Genomic DNA, 21,479 nt, shown 5'->3' with positions numbered 1-21,479 from the left:
GGCCGGCTCACGCCAGCCAGTCGTCGGGCTTCGTGTCGTAATCCACCTCGTCGGCGGCGATGCGCTCCTCGATGGACTCGTCGAGGTCGTGTTCGGTGACCTCGCCGCCGTCGTACTGGAAGCGGACGCCGACCTCGGTTCCTTCCGGCTCCTCGCCTCGTCGCCTGGCGCGCCGGACGGTGCCGTCGTCGTACTCGACGCGGATCGTCGCCAAGTTCACCGGGCGTCCCCACAGCTCGAAGACGCGCTTCAGCGTCGCCGTCGCGCGCTCCTCGTCGAGCGCGACACCGTTGTATCGGTGGCCCAAGAGTAGCTCGCCCCGGTTCCGGAAGTTCCCGTCCAACACGACGATCGTCGGCTTCCCGAAGTTCGTGAACCGGAGGAGCAACTTCCTGCGCACGTCGTCGGCGTCGACGCTGGCGACGCGGTGTTCCTCGGCTGCTCGGCTGTACTCGTAGGTGAAGTAGTTCCCCTCGCGGACGAACTCGTCGGTGAGGAACGCGTCGACGAACGTCACGTCGTTGTGGCTCTCGCGCACCTCGAACATGCGGTCCCACCCGGCCGCGCGGTCGACGTCCGCCACCGCCGCCGCGACCGTCTCGTACCGATCGACGTCGAACAGGTACCGCGCCTGCTCCGCGAGCGCCTCCCGAGAGACGTTCCGGAGCGCGCCGCGGTGCTCCGGCCGCGAGAGGACGTAGTGCCGCTCGGCGAGCCCCGCGCGCGTGAGCAGCCTCCACGGGTGTCGCTCGATATCGGGGCCGTCCTCGGCCCCGTCCCGCGCGGACAGCGCCCGGTCGACCGCCTCGGCGTCGACGCGGGGGTCGCCGTCGGCGGCCAGGTCCGCCAGCTCGTCGAGCGTCGCCGGGCCGGCGCCCGCTATCGCCGGGTGGGGTTCGAGCAGGTCTGCGACCTCGTCGAGGTCGACCCGCGAGTGGAAGTTCTCCGGCGTCACGCCCTCGACGCGGAGCAGCTTGTCGATCACGTCGCGGCGGGCCGCCCGCAGCTCCACGTGCGTCCACAGCTCGAAGCCGAGCTTGTAGGGGTTGAGGCCGGGCGAGCCGAGCACCCGCGACATGTGGTCGGCGTATGTGAGGAACTCGTCGGGGCCGGCGAACCCCTCGCCGCCCATCATGATAGATTCCCAATACGTTGCCCATCCCTCGTTGAGCACCTTCGTCTGCTTCTGTCCCGCGAAGTAGTACGCCTCCTCGCGGATCGCGTCGATGACGGTCGTCTCCCACGGCTCGCGGTCGACCGCCTTCCCGCTCTCCGGGTCGTACCGCTTCCCGTGGTCGCGGAGGAACGCCAGCACGTCCGGGCGCGGCGACTCCGGCTCGACGCCCTCGCCCCTGGCTTCGAGCCACTCGTCGTCGAACACGTCGCGGCGCACCGCCTCGGAGAGGTCGAGGTCGTCGATCCGGGCTTCGATCGCCGCGAGCGGGTCCGCGTCGTCGTCGCTCACGTCCGCGGCGACGCCCGGCTCCGCGACCGACCGGGCGGCGTCGACCGGGCTGTGCTGGTCGATCGTGTCTTCGAGCGCGCTCACGGCGTCGATCAGTCGCTCCACCTCGTCGCGGTCGACGTCCGCCCGCTTCGCGATCGCCGCGATCCGGTCGGCGTTGCGCTCCAGTCGCGCCGCGGCGTTCGGCCCGCCCTCGCCTCGGTCGGCGTACAGCCCGAACCACTCGTTGTTCGCGAAGAAGTCGGCGTGCGCCTCGACGTGAGTGATGACGGCCTTCTGGTCGGCCGCCGAGTTCGATTCCTGGAGGAACGCGTGGGCCGGGTCGTCGTTGTTGACGATCTCGAACGCCTTCCCGAGCCCGTGGCGGTCCAACTTGGCCTGCCGCTCGTAGTTCATCCCCCACCGCCAGTGGGGGTACCGGCGCTGGAAGCCGCCGTACGCGATCAGCTCGTTCATCTCGTCGTGGTCGACGACCCAGTACCGCACCGGGTACGGCGCCAGCCCGAGCCGCTCGGCCAGCTCCCGAGCCGCCCGGGCCGGCTCGTCGAGGGCGGCGGCCTCGCGTTTCGCCTCGACGCGATCGTCCCTCATCGGCGTTCACCCCCGTCGGCGGCCGCGGAGCCGCCGGGAGCCGCGTTCCCGTCGCCCGACGCCTCCGTGCTGAGGATCTCGTAGATGGCGTCCGTGACGTCGTCGGGCTCCGAGACGCGCGCGACGGCGACGTCGTCGGCGTCGGCGAACGCGGACTCGACCTCGTCGGCGTGGCGGGCGTTCGCCGCGCCGTCGCCGGGCCGGGTCTCGACGTACGCGTGGAGGTTCGCGTCGATCGACTCCATCTGCGGGATCACGTTGTCCCTGGTGTCGCTGCCGGCGTTCTCCGAGTCGCCCGCGGCGAACACGTACCGGTTCCACTCGCTGTATGGGTACTCTTCGAGCAGCTCCTCGACGAGGTCGTACGCGCTGGAGATCCGGGTCCCGCCGCCCGACTGAATCCCGAAGAACTCCTCGCGGTCGACCTCCCACGCCTCCGCGTCGTGGACGACGTATCGGAACTCCGCGGCGTCGTACTTCCCGGTCAGGTACCAGTCCATCGGCGTGAACACCCGCTCGACGAGCTCGCGTTTCGTCTCCCGCATCGAGCCGGAGGCGTCGCGGACGTTGACGACGACCACGTTGCGCTCGCGCTTCTCGATCACCTCCGGGTGGCGGAACCGCTCGTCCTCTCGGCGGAACGGGACGCTGTCGAGCCCCTCGCGCCGGATCCGGTGCGTGACCGGCTCGCGGTCGACCCCCTCGTCGAGCGCGTCGAAGCTCTCCCACCGGTCGAGCGCGGCGACCGGCTCGCCCCGCTCGTCGGCGAGCGTCGCGGCGGCGTCGGCGATCCACGCCCGCGAGACCGGGATCCCCTCGCTGCGCGCCCACGCGAAGACGTCGTCGACGTCGGCGCCGGCGACGAACAGCCCCTCGCGGACGTACGCCTCGTCGAAGTCGGTCGCGAGGTGGCGCTTCAGCCCGCGCTTGAAGAACTCGTCGACGTCGAGGGCGCCGCGAGGCCCAGCGCGGGCGGTGTCGGTGAAGTCGCCCTCGACCTCCTCGACCACTTGCTTGCCCTTCGGCTCGAGGTCGAGGCCGAGCGCCTCGTCGAGCTCGCGGGCGAACTCTTCGGGGTCCATCTCGTAGTACTCGTGGTCGCCGCCCTCTTCGCCCGGGTCGCCCGCCTCGTCGCCGTCGCCCGGCTCGGGGTCGACCGGGTCGCCGGGCTGCGGCTGCCCGTCACCTCCCTTCCCCACCCCGCCGGCGTCGCGCCGGTCGTACTCGAAGGCGGGGAGGTCGACGATCTTCACCGGGATCCGGATCCGGTCCGGATCGGAGCCGCCGAGGTCCCCGTGACTGATGAACTCCGCGAGGTCCTCGCGGCGCGTCTCGCCGACCTCGCGGAACCGCTCGCGGTCCTCGGTCAGTCCCACGGGTCGCCACCTCCGTTCCGGCCGTCGCCGCCGCTCGGATCCCCGCCGTCGTCGGCGCGCCCGCCGTCGACGTCGGGCCACTCCTCGCGCACGTCCTCCATCACGGCCCGGCTCGTCAGCTCCGCGGAGGCGGGGCTGTACCCGCGCTCGCACAGGCGGGTCATCGTCGCCGCCTTCACGCGCGCGGTCTCGGTGTCGGCCGGCGGGTCGGGCCACGCGGCGGGGTCGAGGTCCGGGAACCGCCGCTTTACGTCCGTCAGGTCGTTCGCGTCGATCACCGCCTTCAGCTCGGGCACCTCGCCGAGGTCGACCTCGTCGACGCTGAACGCGTCCCCGCGGTTGCGCCACGCGTACCGCGTGAGGCCGCGGATCACCCGCTCGCGCCGGAAGCGCTCGACGTCCCGGTTCGGGTCGGTCCCGCGGTAGTCGCCCTCGTCGAACCGACCGAGCGTCTCCGTCTCGAACACCTTCATCGCGAGCGGGTCCGGCGCCTCGCCCTCACGGTCGCGCGTCGTCGGATCGCCCTCGTCCCACGCGTACACGTGCTCGACGTACTCCGCGACCGTCTCGGTCGGGACGGTCTCCTCGGCGAGTATCGCGTCGACCACGTCCCCGCGCTGCCGCTCGCGGATCCGTTCGGCGACCGGCCCGCGCCGCCCCTCGAACTCCGCGACCTCCGCCCGCGAGAAGACCGGCGCGTCCGCGAGTCCGTCGGCCATCGCGTCGAGCACGTCCGTCGGGGTGACGACGCGTTCGACGGGGAGGTCGGGGTGGCTCCGGTCGGCGGTCGTCGCGAGCAGGTCGGCGACGGCGTCCCGGGCGTAGGTGACCGGGATCCCGTTGCGCCCGTCCCCCGCCGCGAGGTCGACGTCGTCGACGGTGACCGCGTCGTCGCCGCGTCGGACCTCGCCGGTATCGTACAGCTCCGCGGTCTCGATCAGGTCGAGGTCGCCGGGGAGATCGTCGCCGTCGAGCCGCGTGACGACCGCGTACAGCGCCGCGGCCCCGACCGCGTGAGGCGCGACCTCGCGCTCGACGACCCTCCCGTCGGACTCCCGGACTTCGATCGACAGCGGCGCCGCCCCCGGCCCCCGATTGCCGGCGGCCGTGCCGCTGTCGGGAGCGCTCCCGCGGCCGACCCCGGTCTGGCCGGCGGCCTCGCCGACCCCCTCCTCGACCGCGGTCGCCCCGGCGACCTCTCGGCGGAGCAGCCGCGCCTCCAGCCGGCGGTTCGTGAGGTACCGGAACTCGTGTTTCGAGAGCCGGCGCTTCAGCGCCTTCAGCGGGTCGGCGTCGCCGCGCTCGGCGTGTCGGTCCAGCTCCGCGTCGAGGTCGGGGTTCGAGATGACGATCAGCTGGGTGTCCACGTCCATCCCGATCCCCTTGTCCAGCTTCACGCGCCGCTCGTCCGGCACGTTGAGCAGCCGCCGGAGGAGGTCCGCGTGCTGGCTCGCGTCCTCGACGACGGTGGCGACGCCGTTCCCCTGCGAGAGCACGCCGTCGTAGCTGAACGCCTGCGGGTTCTTCCGGCCGCGCGAGTCGAGCTCGCGGAGCATGCCGCCCATCCACGAGCCGACGAGCCGCTCTTTCGCCGTCCCGTCGTCCTCGGCGTGGAGGACCCCGATCCCCTGCCCGACGTCGACCACGTAGCTCGTCACCCGGAGGTGGTCGCGGTCGGTGATCGCGGAGAACAGGTCGCGGCGCCCGCGCTCGCGGTAGGCCGACTCCAAGTGGTCGTACGCCTCGCGGCTGAACGGGTCGAGTTCCACGTCGGCGGCGATCGGGTACGCGTCGCCGTCGACCGCCTCGGCGACCGACTCCCGGACCGCCTCGGGGAACACCGACAGCGGATGCGACTGCACTGGGCTGCGGTACCACTCCCCGGCGTCGCCGCCGTCGCCGTACGAGAGCGACGCGGCGCCCGCGCCGCTGCTCCCGCCGACGCCGGACCCGGCGCCCGCGACGTTCCACTCGACGGTGTACCGCCTGCCGGCGTCGGTCTTCGAGAACGCCCGGAGGCCGTTGATCAGGCACCGCTTGAACTCCGATTTCCCCGTTGCGGTGGGGCCGTCGATCCAGACGATGGTCTCGTCGTTACCGCGCCCGGTCGCGGCCGCGCGCAGGTCGTCGACGAACGCGTTGAGCGCGCGGGTGTTGCCGAGGACGGCGTGTTCGCCGTCGTTCGCCGGGTCGTCGAAGAAGCGGTACCGGTCGAGCGTCTCGCCGCGCTCGCGGACCTCGCGGGTGCCGTACGACTCGACGGCCGTGAGGACGTACCCAGCGCCGGAGGCCGCCGCTGTCGGGCGCTCTACCACGCGGTCGACGTAGGACGCGAGGCTCATCGGCGGGTCGTACGCCCCCCGGAGCGCCTCGTCGGCCGCGGCGACGAACCCCTCGCCGTCGGATCGGGTGCGGTCGCTCATTTTAGTCCCCGCCGTCCGCGATCTCCGAGCGCGCGACCGCGGCGCCCGCGTACTCCAACACCTCGGCGGCGCCGTCCTCGGAGTAGCCGCGGTCGACCAACGCCGAAACCCAGGCGCTCCGGTCCTCGTCGTCGAGGTCGGTCGCGGACACCAGCGCCGAGAAGTTGATGTTGTGTTTTTTGTCCTCCCACAGCTTGCGCTCCAAGGCGCGCCGGAGGCGGTCGTTCTCCTGCGGGTCGAACCCGCGCCCCTCGCGGGCGCGCCGCGACACCCAGTTCGACACCTCCTGTCTGAAGTCGTCTTTCCGGTCCGAGGGGATGTCGAGCTGCTCTTCGACCGCGCGCATGAACGTCTCGTCGGGCTCCGTCTCCCGCCCGGTCAGCTCGTCGTCGACGGTGTCGTCGTCGATGTACGCCATCACGTGGTCCATGTACTTCTCGCCCTGTCGGCGGAGCTCGTCGACGTCGTACGCTAACGCGTGGCGCACGTCTTCGATGGCGCGCTCGCGGTACTCCTCGCGGACGGTCTCTAAGAGGCGCTCGTAGCGGTCGAGGTCCTCGGCCGCGACCGAGCCGTGGCCGCCGAGGTTCGCCTCGAAGTGGTCGAAGACGGACAACGGCGAGAGGTGGGTGCGGTCCCGGTGGGTGGCGTCCATGATCGCCTCGGCGATCTCGTCGCCGACGAACCGCGCGGAGATCCCGTCCATCCCCTCGCCGACGTCGGCGGACTCGGCGGCGTCCTCGCGGAGCTTCCGCCGGTCGATCTCCTCGTCTTCCAGCTCGCCGTTGTACGCCTTCGCCTTCTCGACGAGTGTCACCGTCTCGTCGGTCGGCTCCTCGAGCCGGGTGAGGACGCCGAACAGCCCGGCCATCTCTAAGGCGTGCGGCTCGACGTGGACGGTGGGCACGTCCGCGTTGTCGAGCATCTTCTCGTAGATCTTCGCCTCGCTCTCGTACTCTAAGACGTAGGGGTAGTCGATCCGCTTGGTGCGGTCGTTGAACGCCTCCATCTTCTCGTCGCCCGTCTTCTCGCGGTACTCCGGCATGTTCGTCCGGCCGACGATCACCTGGTCGATGTCGATCCGCGGGTTGTTCTTCGGCTTGATCGTCGACTCCTGGGAGGCGTGGAGGAAGTCGTAGAGGAACTCCCGCTGGAGTTTCAACAGCTCCTCGCCGGAAAACAGCCCGCGGTTCGCGTTGCAGAACGCGCCGGCGTAGTCGAACGCGCGCGGGTCGGACTCGCCGTAGACGGCGAGTTTCGCGTAGTTGACGTCGCCGGTGAGTTCGGTTTCGTCTTGGTTCTTCTTGTCTTTCGGCTCGAACGTCTCGATACACTCCCGGCGGTTCTCGTCGGCGACGAGCCGGACCACCTCCACGTGCTCGCCGAGGACGCGCGCCAGGTCGTCGTCGTAGTGGGCGAGCAGCTCGTTCAGGTAGAACTCCGATGCCGGGTCCGGGTGCTGGTCGTTCCGGAGCGTGTAGGGGGCGTCCAGCCGCTCGTTGAGGTCGTCGATCACCGCCTGCCGCTGCGCTTTCGGGAGGAGGACGAGCGGGTCCTGACTCATCGGGGAGCGGACGACGTCGTCGTCCGGATCTTGGTCGTCGATCACCGAGCAGAGGTCGACCCACCGGAAGGTGTACATCCGGCCGGCGTCCTCGCGGGTGTACGCCTCGAAGTAGCGGCGCACGAGCCAGTCGAAGTGCGACTTGCCGGAGCCGACGGGACCGAGCAGGAGCTTGATCCGCTTTTCGGGGCCCAGCCCGCGGGCGCCGGACTTCACTTTGTTGACGAACTCGTGAATCGACTCGTGGACCTCGCGGCCGTAAAAGACGTTCTCGCCGTCGTTGAGCGGGTCCTCCGCGGCGAGCGCGTACTCGACGACGCCGCGTTCCTCGTCGTATCGGGTCCCGTAGTGGTCGAACATGTCCGCGACGCGCTGGTGGGCGTTCCGCGCGATCCGCGGGTCCTCGTACAGCGCGTCGAGGTACCAGTCGAACGGGCGCGCCGCTCGCAGATCGTCCGGCACCTCGGTCCGGTACTCCTCGCTGAGCCGTTCGAGCGTGTGTCGGTCTGCCATCGTATCACGTTCGCTCGGAAGACGGGGGCGGCGTCACCCGGCGCGAGGGACGGAGCCGTCGCTCGCCGTGCGCGTGTCGGCAACTCGTCGAGCCGCGAGCGGCGCGTCGTCGGGATGCGCGTCGGTGCCGGTGTTCGCCTCGCCCGTATCCGAGGCTATATATGTGGGAGAGATTGGCACGGATAAGTATGTCGGCCGTTGACACTCGTCACGAACCTGTCTCCCCCCTCGCCCTCGCCGGATCCGGTCTGTTTGCCGACGGTCCGTCACCCGACGTTATCACGGGGCCGTGAGATCGACGACGGGGTCCGCGCCGCGACCCCCGCGGATCGCTCGCGCGCGCCGCTCGGTTCGTCTCCCGCCCGCGCCGTCTGAGCGGCGGTCCGTCGCTCCGAGAACCGGAAAGCTCGCCCCCGGAACCCACCCTTTTGCGGGACGCCGCCCCAGTGGGCGTGTGACGTTCAGCATCTGCGTTCGCGAGCGGTACACCGGCGAGGACGGCGGCGACCAGGTCCGGTTCGGCGTGGCGGTGACCACCCGGCTGCCGGGCGTCGGCACGCTGTGTCCGTTCGCGTCGTCGGACGGCGCTGTGGCCACCCAGTCGCTCGTCAACGTCGAGTTGGGGCGGAAGGGGATCGAGTACCTCGGCGACGGACTCGCGGTCGACGACGCCTTAGAAGCTCTCCTGAACGCCGACGAGGGGAGCGCGAAGCGCCAGCTCCACGGCGTCGACGCCGACGGGACCTTCGCCTTCTCCGGCGACGAGTGCAACGACTGGTACGGTCACCGCGAGGGGCAAAACTACACCGTCGCGGGTAACCTCCTGACGGGCGAAGACGTCATCGAGGACACCGCGGCCGCCTACGAGTCCGACGCGCACGGCGACGCGCCGCTCGCCGAGCGGCTGATCGACGCCCTCGCCGCGGGCCACGCCGCGGGCGGCGACAAGCGCGAGGACCTTGAGGTCCAGTCCGCCGCGCTGCTCGTCCGGAACACGGAGGAGGACGCGGACGACCCCTACTACAACGACCTCCGGGTCGACGCGAGCGAGACGCCGGTCGCCGACCTCCGCGAGACGTACGAGACCGCGAAGCGCGGCTACGAGACGATCCTCGAGAAGTACGCCGAAGAGGACGAGGACGCGGCGGAAGACGCCGACGAGGTCGGCAACGCGGAGGATGCGACAGCCGACGCGGAGACCGAGGACGCCGACGCGGAGACCGAGGACGCCGACGCGAAGACCGACGGCGCCGACACGGAGTAACGGCCGGCCCCTACAGCGACAGCCGCGCGAGGATCGGCAGGTGGTCGGAGGGGTACCGCCCGCGGTCGTCTCGGTCCGCGAGCGTCGCGAACGCCTCGGCGGTCACGTCGGGCGAAACGAGCGCGTGATCGATCCGCCGACCGTCGATCAGCCGCGAGAAATCGGTGAGGCTCGTCTCCGGGCCGTGCCGGAGGTCGGCGTCGGCCGCGGCGTCGCGGAGCGAGAGGGCGTCGCGGTCGGTCGGCTTCTCGGCGGCGCTCCCGCCGGCTCTGGCGTCCACGCCGTCGACGAGGATCCGGTGCGGGTCCGACCCCGGCGTACAGTTGAGGTCGCCGACGAGGACGACCGGGAGCGTCTCGTCGGAGTTGCCCTCGTTCGCCGCCGCGATCTCCGGTACCCGCTCGCGGAGCAGGCGGGCGGCCCCGCGCCGCGCCCGAGCGCTCACGTGGTCGAAGTGCGTGTTGACGACGAGCAGCTCCGCGGTCCCCTCGACGGCGCGGACCCGCGCCCACGTCGCGATTCTGGGGTAGGCGGCGTCCCAGCCGGTCGAGGGCTCGTCGGGGGTCTCGGAGAGCCAGAACGTGTCGCTCGCGTCGACCTCCCAGCGGTCGCTCCGGACGGCGACGGGACAGCCCTCGCCCTCGCCGCCCGCTTCGCGGCCGCGGCCGACGAACTCGTACGCCGGGAGCCGCTCGCGGAGGTCGTCGCGCTGGTCCGGTAGCGGCTCCTGAAACGCGGCGACGTCGGGCCGGTGAAACCGCACGAGGCGCCCGACCGCGTCCCGGCGGTCGTGCCAGGCGTCGTGGTGGTCGCCGCGGTTGGCGTAGCGGACGTTGTAGCTTAACACCCGGATCGCGGTCATTACGTCGGGACTCGCGGGCGAGCCGATTAAAAGGCGCGGAGCGATCGAGACGGAGTCGATCGGGACGTTACCGCCGCTTCCGGCGTTTGTTTATAAATCGTTGGCTGCGGCTCGACAGCGAACACTTCCAAAGTTCCAGCCGCTCGTTTATAAATTGCTGTTAGCGGAGCGGCGGCGAACAGCTCCAAAGCCCCAGCCGCGAGGACGCGGTACGCTCGTTGTCGTTCGAAAGGCGCGAAGCGCCTTTCGTGATGTCGTCAGAATCCTTCGGATTCTGACTGCTAGCCAGAAATCTCTGATTTCTGGCGATGACGAGACGCCTTTGGCGTCTCGAACCACGCTCCTTGCTCGCGTTGCTCGCTGCGGTGTCGCCGGCGGCTCCGCCGCCGGCTTTCCGTGGCGCGTCGCGCCACGCTACTTACATCGCCTACTGCGTCCTCGCGGCTGCCCCTTTGAGTCCCGCCCCGCACAGCGACCGCCGGAAGACGTTCCTGCTCGCTCACTACTCGCGGCTTCGCCGCTCGTTTACCGAGGTGCTCGCTCCGCTCGCACCTCGCACCGTTCGCTGCGCGGGCTGCGACTTCCGTGCTCCCGCTCGCTCCCTCCGGTCGCTCGCGGGACCGCACCTCACACCTCCCCAGCCTCGCCGCTCACGCCCTTCGGGCGTTCGCGGCGTCCCTCGCGCGTGCTCCTCGCGGCCGCCTCCGGCGGCCACTCGGAGGCACGCGCCGACCGCCTCATTTATTTATAAATAGCCGTCCGCTGTCGCCACCGCCGCGTTCACACCGAGAACTCGTAGAGGTCGTCGCCGACGTGGTGGATCGACTCGACCACCTTTCCGCTGTCGCCGACCATGTCGTCGCCGTCGACCAGCGCGCGGCCCACCGCGAGCACCTTCGCGTGGGTCTCCTCGGCGATGACGACGAGGTCGCCCGCGCGGATCTCCGGGTCGGCCTCGACGATACCGGGGCGCATCACGTCGGCGCCGTCGGAGACAAAGGAGATGGCGCCGGCGTCGACGGTGACCACGCCCGTCTCCGGGTCGAAGTTGTTTGCGCCCCGAACGGTAAGGAACGGCTCGTCGTCGTCGACGTAGAAGACGGCGGGGTCGCCGTCGACTAAGACGAGCTCGTAGCCGGCGTCGACGAACTCCACGAACTCGAACGTGTCCCCGTCGATGTCGACCCCGAGGTGGTCGGCGACCGCCTCGCGGATCGCCGTGATCTCGTCGCTCCGGAGGTGGTGCCGGGATTTCACTTCCATGGGCGTCCAGTCGGCCGCTCGGCCGATAAATGGACCGCTCCCCGGCGTGACTCCGGACGGTCCCCCGCAGTTTCGCCCTCCGACCGCGGTCTCGTCCCGTTGGACCGATCAAAACGGTCTTAATCTACCTCTTCATATCACCTCGTATGCTCAACCCACTGGCGATCGCGCTCGCGGCGATCGTGAACCCGCCCGCGATCGTGCTCGCGGCGGTCGCGACGCTGCTCATGGTCCTCGTCACCTCGGTGAGGGGGACGGGGTGGGAACCCACGACGGACATCTCGGACGAAGTGCTCGAACACCGCGCGTCCGCGGTCCCCGAGACGGAGTTCCCGGAGCCGGGCAATCGCGCGGTCGGCGGCGGTGGCGGCGGCGGCGCCATCCCGGCGGGCGGCGCCGAGGGCGGGGAGGGCGAACTCGAAGAGGGCGGCACCGTGAGCTCCGGCCCCGGCGACATCCCGGAGGACGAGGTGGAGTACTTCGAGGTCGAGTTCGTCAAGCAGGGCGAGACGGTCGAGCTCTCGAACGACCAGCCCATCCTCGAACAGGGCGAAGACGAGGGGTGGGACCTCCCGTACGCCTGCCGACAGGGCCAGTGCGTCTCCTGTGCCGGCCGAATTGCGGACGGCCCGAGCGAGGACTTCGTCGAGCACGACAACCAGCAGATGCTCGAGGAGGCCGAGATCGACGACGGCTACACGCTCACCTGCGTCGCCTACCCGCGCGACTCCTTCAGCATCGAGACCGGCGAGGCGCCGTAGCTCCGCTCTCGCGTTCACGCTTTCCCGCTCTCCGTTCTCTCCGACCGCGTTCGCTCGCGACACCCTTTTTCGCGTCTCGCCCCAACAGCTCGTATGTCCGTCACCACGGCGCTCGTCGCCGGCGGCGGGGGCGTCGCCGTCGCGCTGATCGCCGCGGCCGTCTACCGCGACGCGGCCCGGGTCGGCGTCGACCTCGGTTCGCCGGCGACGTGGGCCGCGCTCGTCGTCCTCACCGGCGGCGCGAGCCTCGTCACCCTGATCCTGGTCCCCGACGCGCCCCTGCCTGGCGTCCTCGTGTTGACCGCGCTCGGTCCCCTCCTCTACCTGCTCGAACGCGACGACTCGATGAACGGCGACGACGGCGCCGACCCCACCCGACTCCCGAGCCAGTCCGGCGACTCGGCCGACCGGGGCGACGAGCGCGACCGGTAGTCGCTCGACGATAGCGAAAGTAAACGGCCCTCGCGGCGCCGTTCCGGCTCATCGACGATGACACAGTTCCTTTCACTGCCGGATCCGGATCCTAAACCGCAACTTTCCATATCGTCGGCGACGTACGACGGGCAATGAGCGACGAGAGCGACGAGAGCCTCGCGGACCGGGTCGAGCGGTGGATGGTCGGACAGATGCCGATCATCCAGATGCACGGCGGCACGAGCGTCGTGCGCGAGGCGGACCCCGAGACCGGCGAGGTCGTCGTCGAGCTCGGCGGCACCTGCTCCGGCTGCGGCATCTCGAACATCACCGCCGACAACATCCGCCGCGACCTCATCATGGACTTCGACGAGGTCGACAACGTGACCGTTCGGACCGCCTCCTCCGGCGATCAGGGCGCCTCCACCGTCGAGGGCGGCCGCGGCGGCGAGCTGAAACACGAGACCGAGTCCGCGAACCACTTCTAATCGCGGCCGACCGCTTGGTCGCTCCGCGCCCGTCCGCGACGGCGCACGTCCCCGTCGAGCCGGTCCGCGTAATCGATCCGCATCTGCCTCGCCTCCGCTTCGGTTAGTGCTCCCGACCCCCGTAGCTCGGCCGACAGCGGCTCGTACGCGTCCACGTCGAACCCCATCCGCTCGAGATACGAACCGACCGCGTCCGAGGCGAGCCCGTCGCGGACCGCCTCCTCGACGAGATTGCGCACCGTTTTGAACGTCGGGAGGACGACGGTCTCGTCCTCGACGCCGGCGGGCTCGCCGCCGACGCGGAGTTCGGCGTCCTCGAGCCGCTCGACTATCCGGACGAGTTCGTCGGCGAGCCGGACGACCTGACTCGGGAGCGCGGCGTCCGCGGATCGCCACTCGACCGTCTCGAACTCCGCTCGGAGCTTGACAGGAGTCCAGGCCGCGCTCTCCGGCGTAAAACACGCCTCGACGGCGTCCCGGTCGCAGCCGGCGACGACCCCCTCCGTGACGAACGCCTCGTAGCGGCGCTCCAGCCGCTTCGCCCACTCCTCGGTGTCGTCGGCGTACGGCCACAGTTTGCCCTGCCGCGGGAGGTGCTCGTACGCCATCCACCGGTACAGCGACGTCCGCGCGCCCGCTGCCAGCGGCTCGTGGCCGAAGTACGGCGAGGAGTTGACGAGCGCGATCGCGGGATCGAGCGCCGTCAGCACGTTGAGCTGGTCGATCTCGCGCCCCGACAGCTGCTCGACGTGGACGTGGGTGCCCGCGCAGTGACGGACGTACTCGAACCGATCGCCGACGACGCGGTCCTGAATTCGCGCCCGTTCGCTGCCGAGGTCGGGAATCTCGCCGTCGTAGAGGGGCGTCGCCAGCGGCACGAGGCCCTTGCCGAGCTCGTCGGCTCGCCGGAGGACCCGCCCCATGCGGTCGAACAGCTCCTCGCGGAGCTCCGCCGTCGACTCGCACGGCGTCGTCTTGATCTCGAGGAGCGGCTCGACGAACTCGCGCTCGACCCCGGCCGACGCGTCGACGAGCCCCCCCGGCTCGGTCAGCCGTCCGTCCTCGTCGATCACCCAGTACTCCACCTCGACGCTGCGCCGCATCGGTCCGGTGTCGGCCGTCGATCCGCCGTCCGACTCGTCCGCACCAGCCGCGTCGCTCACGGCTCGTCGGTCCGGCCGTCGGTTTCCTCTCGACCACCCGATCGAGCATGCGTGTTATTCTCTCTCATACATTGGTGGCCATTATAGCGAACTGATAATACTTGTGGAGATATCGATCTAAAACCCTCAAAAAACATCTGTCTCTTTTAATAATATTAATACGACACACACGATCAAGCGTTTCGAGACGTTTTTTATGTCAATCCCGACGATCCGTGAGGTCCGTGCTCGATCGGCAGAAAGGGCCGATCGAAAGGCCGGGCCCTGCGACGCTTCCGGCTCTCGCCCGACGCTCTGGTCCGTTATAACGGCGTGAACGGCAGCGACGCGAGCGAGTCCGCGCCGTAGTCGAGCGCCTCGGACTGGGTCGTTCCCTCCGGTGTGATCATATCGATCACGCGGGGTGCGCTGCCGGCCGCGCCGTCGCGTGCGCCGCCGAAGATGAACCCACTGGCCTCGACTTGGACGTCGCGGAACGCGCCGAAGTCCTCCGACCCGACGACCGGCAGGACCGCCCAGTCGGAGAGGTCGGCGCCCCCGACCGACTCCTTCGGAACCGAGAGAGTAGCGAGGTTCGTTTCCAGTTCGACGAACGTCTCTGGCGTCCCGAGGTTGGTCCCGCTCGCGTTGACGACCTCGCCGCCGAAGCCGCTCGCGCTAACACGGTACTGCCACGGCTCGGCGAACTCGGTGGTTACGTTCAGGTCGCCGATTTCGGTCGTGCGCCCGCTGTCGGCTTCCGGGTCGCGCAGATAGACCACGAAGTAGTGTGGCGAGAACACCCCGCTGTCGAACCCGTCGTACAGGTTCTCCACCTCGAACGCGAACCGCCAGCTGTCGTCCGTTTCGAAGACCGTGAACGTACGCAGGTCGAACGCCGCCTCTTGGAAGGCACCGTCCGTCGGGTAGACGTACCCTCCGGGACCGCCGTCATCGCCCCGCGGGTCGGCGAACTCGGCGACGGATTCCCCGATGACACCCGCAACAGTTGTCGAGGCGAGTTCTCGACCGGTATCGGGTTCACGGACGACGACGTCGAAGTCATCGCGCCGAGTGACCCGGAAGGCGAGGTCGACGGTCTCGTCCGTCGCGTTCGGCGGGAGCCGAACGTTGTCGACCGCTGCGAACTCGCCGTCCACGAAGATCTCGACCGTCGTCCCGCCGACGAAGCCGGCGTCGTTGGAACCGGTCGCCGAGATAAACGGTTCGCCGAGGTCCGCCCGGTCGTCGATCGTCACCGAGAACTCCTGTTCCGGCCGCTCGTACTCCGGCAAGCGATTGATCTCGCGGCCACGCGCCGGGCGCAGTCTGACGGCGGTCCCGCCGCTCGGCGCGAGCGACGCGAGCAGCGTCGCGCTCGGCGTGACGACCGCCTCGTCGATGCGGACGCCGGTCGGGTCGGCGTCGACGCCTGCGCCGACCGCGTCCGAGTAGATCTCCGCGACGTACTTCGGCCCGTTTCGGCCGTTGCCGTTGCCCGAGTTACCGTTGCCCCCGCCGTTCCCTTCCCCGCCCGAGTTGCCGGGCGCGAGGAAGTCGAGCGGGACGTCGACCGCGCGGCCGTCGCCGTCGGTCATGACCCCGACGTACCACTCGTCGCCGTGCCGGCGGGCGATCGCGAGGTAGTCGCCGATCGCGGCGCCGATGACGCGCGTCTCGTCCCAGCCGGCGGCCGGGACCGACTCGATGAACCCGAACTCCGGCTCGGCGTCGAAGTTCTCGCTCTCCGGCGTGTACCCCTCGTACTCGGCCGGGACCGGCGACGGCTCGCCGGACTCGGTGACGGCGACGGTGTTGAGGTTGAACCCGCCCACGTCGCCGGTGAAGCCGCTCTCGCCCTGCGCGTAGTCGAGCTCGATCGCGACCTCGTTGTCGCCCGCGTCGAGCTCGACCTCGGTCGTGAACACCCGCCAGTCGTCCCAGTAGTCGGTGAAGTCGGGCTCGATCGTCTCGGCCTCGTCGTTGACGCGCAGAGTCGCTCGGGGGGTCCCGGCGTCTTTCACCCGCTGTGCGTTCTCCTCGGCGTCGCTCGCGTATCGGAGGTGGAGGTCGTAGGTGCCGGCGCTCGGCACGTCTTCGACCGTGAACGCCGCCGCCGACCCGCTCGGCGCGCGGTTGGGGTCGACGGCGACGAAGTTGGTGCCGAACGCGTCCCGCCAGGAGTCGTCGGTGACGAGCCCGTCGAGCTCGCCGGCGGCGGCCTGGAGCGCCTCGCCCACCGCGAACGTCTCGTCGACGTACCCCTCTATCCGGTCCGCGGCCATCTGGAGGCCGCTGAGGTAGGTCGGGTACATCGCGAGCTGCTTCGCGCGCGTCGTCTGGATCTGGTCGCCGCGGTCGTCGTTGAAGGTGATATCGAAGATGCCCGGCTGGTAGCTCACCGGGCCGGCGAGGTTCCGCGTGAACGGCAGCGTGACGTGGTGGTCGCGGCCGACGTTCGACCCGAGCTGGCCGAACCCGTCGTACTCCTGGGCCTTGACGACCTCGCGGTTCGCCACGTTCGGATAGGTGCGGATCTCGCCGGTCGGCTTGATCCCCTCGTGGATCTCCAGCAGCTGGCGGTTCGCGGCCGCCTCGCGGATCACGAGCCGGTGGTGGTTCACCGCGAGCTGGTTGTGGTGGTTGTGGGTCGCCGCCGTCCCGTCGCCGTCGATGCCGAGCCCGGAGTCCGCCACGTACCCGTTCTTGATCGAGTTGATACCCTCGGCCTCGTACCCCGCGAACGCGTCCCCGTCGAGGATCGCGTCCTCGTAGTTCGGGATGTTGCCGGCGGTCTCGTTGTGGATCGTCATCTCGACGGGCTCCGGGAGGCCGGCGCCGAAGCCGGTCACCTCCGGCACGTCGAAGTCGGGGTAGGAGTCGCCGACGCCGAACCCGAACCCGGAGCCGTCGCCCGGGTAGGTGTCCCACCCCTCGTTCCACCCCTCGACGAGCACGCTGTCGATGCCGTTCTCGCTCGCGAATCGCATGTACCGCTTCATCCGCTCGGTGCGCGCGCCGTGGATGTAGGCGGCAGGGTTCCCGCCTCCGCCCGCGATTTCGTCGTCGCTTTTGTACTCCCAGTTCGCCGACCCCGCGATCATCGTCCACCAGATGCCGACGTACTTCCGGGGCTCGATCCAGTCGGCGTCCGGCTCGCCCCCGGCCGTCGGGAGCGCCGCCTCGTCGAGCGGGTCGGAGAGCAGCGGGACCAGCTGCGACTCGATCAGCTCGCCCGGTCGGTCGACGAGTTGGATCGTCCGCCACGGCGTCGCGGCGGGGAGATCAAGCGAGGCCCTCGTCCCGTCGGGCAGCGGCGTGAGCTCCGTCGCGAACGCGGTCCCGCCGCCGTCGCTCCGGGGAGCGAGCGTCGCGGCCGCGTAGTCGTCGAGGTTCGCCTCGTGGACGCTCAGATACGCGTCGCCCGCGTCCACCGTCAGGGGCGTGTGCGCGCCGGTCCGGATCTGCGTGCTCGTCGGCCGCGTCTCGCGGGTCCCGCCCGGGATCTCCGACAGCGGCGTCTCCGCGTACTCCTGTTCGAACCTCGGGTTCGTCACCGCGTTCTCGATCCACCACGCTGCGTAGTCGTCCGCGAAGTCGACCCCGGTATTCTCCGAGGCGATCACCGCCTTCTCCGAGTGGGCCGCGAACCCCTCTCCGAGGACGACCCGGAACCCGAGCCCGTCATCGAAGACACGGACCTGAAGGGTCGCGCTCCGGGGCCTGTCCTTGCCGTCCGCATCGGATCCCTCGCCGTTCTCCGCGGCGTCCGCGAGGCCGACGTCCAGGGCGTTGTAGTCGGCCGACACCGCGTCGTAGGCGCCCCACACCGGCTCCCACGCCTCGGTCGCCGACTCGCGGTCGGTGCCGGTCACCGTTACCGGGCCGTCCTCGCCGCCGGCGCTCGCGCCGAACGCCGACTGGTTCCGGAAGTCGAACCCGAGCGTCGACGGGCTGACGTACGTCTCGCCGTCGCGCGCGACCTCGTAGGTCGGCACTCCGTCGGCGACGTCGACCGTGACCGCGATTGACCCGTCCGGCGATTCCACCGTCTGGACCGGGGCGTCCGCGCCGTTGTCGACCCGCGCGGCGTCGTCGGCCGACACCTCCCGCGAGTAGGCGGCCGCCGCCACCAGCGCCCCCACGCTCCCGAGGAATCCCCGTCGCGTCGCCTCGCCTAACGCTTGCTGTGATCGTTTTTCACGCATTCTGTCCTCACTGTCTATATGATGATTAATAATGTTATTGTAACGAATCGAAGTGATTGAATTTCGAAATAATCGAGTCGGCAAGTTAGCGTAGGAGGGCTGTCCGGAGGCGCTGTGGCCTCACAGCGCGTTTTCCAGCGCCGACGCGACGCTCCGCGCCTTCTCCGCCAGCGGTTCGGAGATGTAACCCGCCGCGACCGCCTCGTCCAGTTCGTCGTCGTCGACGCGCTCGACCGTTCCGTCCGGCCGCTTCACCACGTCGACGTGGAGGTCCACGTACCGGGCGGCGTCGGGGAAAATTTCTACCGGCGTGCAGACGTTGACGTATGTCCCGCGGACGGTCCCGTCGCGGCCGCGGTACGTCGTCGGGTACCACCAGCGCCCCTCCTTCAGGCTCGTTTCGGCGACGTCGCCGGCCACGCGGTCGACGCCGAGCCCGTCGTAGGTCCCCCCGCCGGTCATCTCGCGCTCGACGGTGACGGTCCCGTCGGGGTCGACCCCCGTCACCGTCGCCTCGCCGAGGGTGATCAGCCGCCCGTCCGGCTTCCCGTGGTCGATCCGGAGCGCGTCGCCCTCCCGCGGGCCGAACGCGTCGGCCACGACCGCGAACGGGAACTCGGCGTCCGGGGAGGGGTCACAGAGCGCCTCCGCGAGGTCGACCCCGGCGGAGGCGTCCGCGGCGCCTGCCTTCACGCGGTGGTGGCCCGGCATCGTCGCGGTCGCGGTCCGACGTGCGTCGTCGAGCCCGAACCGGCTCTCGCGGCCGAACCAGACCCAGACGCCGGCGTTCGGCGCGGCGACCGGCGCGTCGCGGAGCCGGCTCCGGTCGCCGAGGACGCCGAGCCCGCCGCCGTCTCCGTCGGCGTCGCCACCGACCGCCTCGGGCCCCTCGCCGGGATCGACCGCCGCGCGCAGCTCCTCCGCGGCGTCGACCGCCGCGTCGAGCCCCGCGGTCAGCGCCTCCGTGTCGGCGTCGACCGCGGGGGGCTGCCACACCGCGCGCCACCCCGCGGGCGGGTCGAGGTCGAGCAGGTCGAGCATCCCCGACAGCTCCCGGGCGGCCTCGTCGTCCCGGGCGTCGACGCGCGTCCCGGAGCCGGGCTCGAGAACGACGAGGTCGCCGCCCACGCGCAGCTCCCCGGCGAGTTCGGGGCGGCGGTCGGTCCACGGCGCCGCCGACTCGCGCACCTGGACCCTGACCGGGTCCCCCGTCTCAACTCGGGCGTCGATGTCGCCGTACGGGAGGTACCCCTCCGCGGTGTCGTCGTCGGTTCGGAGCCCTACCACCGCGCCGCCGCCGAGCGTCTCCGTCACCTCGCCGTCGAGGATCGTGCCGGGCGGCGTCGGGTCGGGCCACGCGAGCGCGTCCCGGCCCGCGTCGGTCAGGAGGTCGCGGACCGCGTCGAGCGCGTCGTGGTCGCCGTGCGCGCCGACGCCCTGCCGGTCACGACTCGTCCCGACGCGCACGTCCGGGGGCTCGGTCCCGAACGCCGCCTCGAAGCGCCGGCGGATCGGCGGCGAGGCGTCGACGACCTCGTGGCCGGCATCGAGCAGGCGCGCGGTGAGCGCCGTCGCGTAGATGCCGCGGACGCGGACTCCGGCCACGGTCACAGCTCCTCGCGCTCGCGCGCGAACCGCACCCGGTCGTTCACCGTGTCGCCGAGCGAGAGCTCGACGACGACCGGGTCGCCGCTGTCGTCCTCCCGGAGGATCCGCCCGCCCTCGACCGGGACGCCCCACCCGTCGAGCGAGAGGTAGCCGCGGAGATCGCTCCCGTGGGTGAACAGGTCGACGTCGGCGGTCGCGTGCTCTTGGATCGCGCCCGCGCTGTGGGCCATCTCCATGTCCGAGTAGTAGGGGCCGTCCGCGTCGAAGAACGCCCGGAGGCGGTCGGCGTCGCGGGCGACGAGTTCGGCGACGCGGTCCGAGGCGTCGGCGACGGCGTCCGCGTCTAGCCCGGCCTCCCGGAGGGCGCGCTGGACCCGTGGATCGAAGTGCATACCCCGCCTTCGGGCGCCGCCGTTTCAATCCTGTCGGCCGCGCCTCTTCCGCCCGCCTACCGCGGTCCGGCACTTGGATGCCGCCCACTAATTAAGTCACCCGGGAAGCAAACGGGAGCCATGCCATCCGAGGAGGACCCGATCGCATCTCGGGCCGACGACGACCGCGACCTCTACGACGTCGCGACCTGGGAGGAGCGCACCTCCCTCGACGGGCTGTCGGTCGCGCTGTACTGGCTGCTCACGCGCTCGGCGAAGGCGGGCGTCGTCTTCGTCGCCTTCGTCGGCCTCCTCGCGATCGTCGGCTCGTTCGGGCTGGGGCTCCTCTTCGACCCGGCCATCGCGGTCCTCCTCGGCCTCTCTGTGGTCCCCGCGCTCGGACTGGCCGCGTACGTGTACGTCTCAGACGTCACGACCGCCGAGCCGCTGTCGCTCCTGGTGGCGACGTTCCTGCTTTCGATTCTCACCGCAACGTTCGCGGCGATCTTAAACAGCGTGCTCCAGCCGTACTTCCGCCCGTTCGGCTTCCTCGGGCTCGTCCTCTTCTTCTTCGTCGTCGTCGGCCCGATAGAGGAGTCGGTGAAGCTGCTCGCGGTGCGGCTGTACGCGTACACCGACGACCGCTTCGACGCCGTCATCGACGGCGCCGTCTACGGTGCCATCGCGGGCCTCGGCTTCGTCGTCATCGAGAACTTCGTGTACATCGCCCAGAACGTCGACATGTCGGAGCTGACGGTCGGGGTCGCGGCGCTCGGCGCCGGCGACGGCATCGCCGCACTCCGGGCGCTCGCGGGCCCGGGCCACGTCGTCTACTCGGCGTTCGCCGGCTACTACCTCGGGCTCGCGAAGTTCAACCCCGAGAACCGCGGCCCCATCATCGTCAAGGGGCTCGTCCTCGCCGCGGCGATCCACGCGCTGTACAACACGCTTGTCGGCCCGGTGACGGGCGTCGCATCGGGGATTTTCGGCCTCCCTCGACTCATCGCGCTGTTCGGCTTCGTCGTCGTCTTCCAGGGCGCGTTCGGCTACGTCCTCCTCCGGAAGATCCGCCGGTACCGCGACGTGTTCCTCGACACGCGCGACGCGGTGGGCGAGGACGTCAAGCCGGAGCTCGACGAGTTCGAGCAGTAGACGAGACCGCTCTC

15 protein-coding genes are annotated in these 21,479 nt (G+C 70.3%); 5 read left to right on the top strand and 10 right to left on the bottom strand.

Going from position 1 to position 21,479, the window contains the following annotated elements:
• Window positions 1–7: 7 nt before the first annotated feature.
• Genes F3H13_RS13645 through F3H13_RS13630 form a run of 4 tightly spaced genes read right to left on the bottom strand, consistent with a single transcriptional unit; the run spans window position 8 to window position 7,932 of the window.
• The gene (locus F3H13_RS13645) at window positions 8–2,056 is read right to left on the bottom strand and encodes a SpoVR family protein (RefSeq protein WP_149799560.1); all 2,049 of its coding nucleotides are present in this window, start codon (window positions 2,054–2,056) and stop codon (window positions 8–10) included.
• On the bottom strand, window positions 2,053–3,432 hold the full coding sequence (locus F3H13_RS13640) for a DUF444 family protein (protein WP_149799559.1): 1,380 nt from the start codon (window positions 3,430–3,432) through the stop codon (window positions 2,053–2,055). The genes F3H13_RS13645 and F3H13_RS13640 overlap by 4 nt, the downstream gene beginning before the upstream one ends.
• Complete coding sequence (locus tag F3H13_RS13635; protein WP_149799558.1) at window positions 3,423–5,855, bottom strand: kinase anchor protein; 2,433 nt, start codon at window positions 5,853–5,855, stop codon at window positions 3,423–3,425. Before F3H13_RS13635 ends, F3H13_RS13640 begins: the two co-directional genes overlap by 10 nt.
• Window position 5,856: 1 nt before the next feature.
• Entirely contained in the window at window positions 5,857–7,932 is a 2,076-nt protein-coding gene (locus F3H13_RS13630) for a PrkA family serine protein kinase (protein WP_149799557.1), read from the bottom strand.
• 454 nt (window positions 7,933–8,386) lie between these two features.
• Here F3H13_RS13630 and F3H13_RS13625 point away from each other — a divergent pair, with 454 nt between their 5' ends.
• Complete coding sequence (locus F3H13_RS13625) at window positions 8,387–9,196, top strand: DUF1028 domain-containing protein (protein WP_149799556.1); 810 nt, start codon at window positions 8,387–8,389, stop codon at window positions 9,194–9,196.
• A 10-nt stretch (window positions 9,197–9,206) separates the two neighbouring features.
• On the opposite strand, the gene F3H13_RS13620 is transcribed toward F3H13_RS13625, so the two are convergent.
• Together F3H13_RS13620 and F3H13_RS13615 are read right to left on the bottom strand one after the other, a co-directional pair.
• Window positions 9,207–10,058: an endonuclease/exonuclease/phosphatase family protein gene (locus F3H13_RS13620; RefSeq protein ID WP_149799555.1), complete on the bottom strand. Its 852-nt coding sequence runs from the start codon at window positions 10,056–10,058 to the stop codon at window positions 9,207–9,209.
• A 780-nt stretch (window positions 10,059–10,838) separates the two neighbouring features.
• Complete coding sequence (locus tag F3H13_RS13615) at window positions 10,839–11,321, bottom strand: RNA-binding protein (RefSeq protein WP_149799554.1); 483 nt, start codon at window positions 11,319–11,321, stop codon at window positions 10,839–10,841.
• A 146-nt stretch (window positions 11,322–11,467) separates the two neighbouring features.
• Between F3H13_RS13615 and F3H13_RS13610 the strand changes: the two genes are divergently transcribed.
• From F3H13_RS13610 to F3H13_RS13600, 3 genes are all read left to right on the top strand, one after another.
• A complete protein-coding gene (locus tag F3H13_RS13610) occupies window positions 11,468–12,082 on the top strand; it encodes a 2Fe-2S iron-sulfur cluster-binding protein (protein WP_149799553.1) in 615 nt (204 codons plus the stop codon).
• A gap of 93 nt (window positions 12,083–12,175) precedes the next feature.
• Window positions 12,176–12,514, top strand: a complete 339-nt coding sequence (locus F3H13_RS13605; protein WP_149799552.1) for a hypothetical protein — start codon at window positions 12,176–12,178, stop codon at window positions 12,512–12,514.
• 134 nt (window positions 12,515–12,648) lie between these two features.
• A complete protein-coding gene (locus tag F3H13_RS13600; protein ID WP_149799551.1) occupies window positions 12,649–12,984 on the top strand; it encodes a NifU family protein in 336 nt (111 codons plus the stop codon).
• On the opposite strand, the gene F3H13_RS13595 is transcribed toward F3H13_RS13600, so the two are convergent.
• The 4 genes from F3H13_RS13595 to F3H13_RS13580 all read right to left on the bottom strand — a co-directional run bounded on the left by F3H13_RS13595 (window position 12,981) and on the right by F3H13_RS13580 (window position 20,334).
• On the bottom strand, window positions 12,981–14,147 hold the full coding sequence (locus tag F3H13_RS13595) for a glutamate-cysteine ligase family protein (RefSeq protein ID WP_223174427.1): 1,167 nt from the start codon (window positions 14,145–14,147) through the stop codon (window positions 12,981–12,983). The genes F3H13_RS13600 and F3H13_RS13595 overlap by 4 nt on opposite strands.
• Window positions 14,148–14,449: 302 nt before the next feature.
• Window positions 14,450–18,271, bottom strand: a complete 3,822-nt coding sequence (locus F3H13_RS13590) for a glycoside hydrolase family 97 catalytic domain-containing protein (protein ID WP_149799577.1) — start codon at window positions 18,269–18,271, stop codon at window positions 14,450–14,452.
• A 183-nt stretch (window positions 18,272–18,454) separates the two neighbouring features.
• Window positions 18,455–19,939 carry a DUF402 domain-containing protein gene (locus tag F3H13_RS13585; RefSeq protein WP_149799576.1) on the bottom strand — a complete coding sequence of 495 codons (1,485 nt, stop codon included), beginning with the start codon at window positions 19,937–19,939 and terminating at the stop codon, window positions 18,455–18,457.
• 2 nt (window positions 19,940–19,941) lie between these two features.
• Complete coding sequence (locus tag F3H13_RS13580; protein WP_149799550.1) at window positions 19,942–20,334, bottom strand: DUF7532 family protein; 393 nt, start codon at window positions 20,332–20,334, stop codon at window positions 19,942–19,944.
• Between the two features lie 120 nt (window positions 20,335–20,454).
• On the opposite strand from F3H13_RS13580, the gene F3H13_RS13575 reads away from it, so the two are divergent.
• Complete coding sequence (locus F3H13_RS13575) at window positions 20,455–21,465, top strand: PrsW family intramembrane metalloprotease (protein ID WP_149799549.1); 1,011 nt, start codon at window positions 20,455–20,457, stop codon at window positions 21,463–21,465.
• Window positions 21,466–21,479 lie beyond the last annotated feature (14 nt).

It is taken from the genome of Halorubrum xinjiangense, assembly GCF_900102375.1.
Classification (GTDB): Archaea; Halobacteriota; Halobacteria; order Halobacteriales; family Haloferacaceae; genus Halorubrum; species Halorubrum xinjiangense.
The sequence above is the reverse complement of the archived record's forward strand: the minus strand, read 5'-3'. Positions and strand labels throughout refer to the sequence as shown.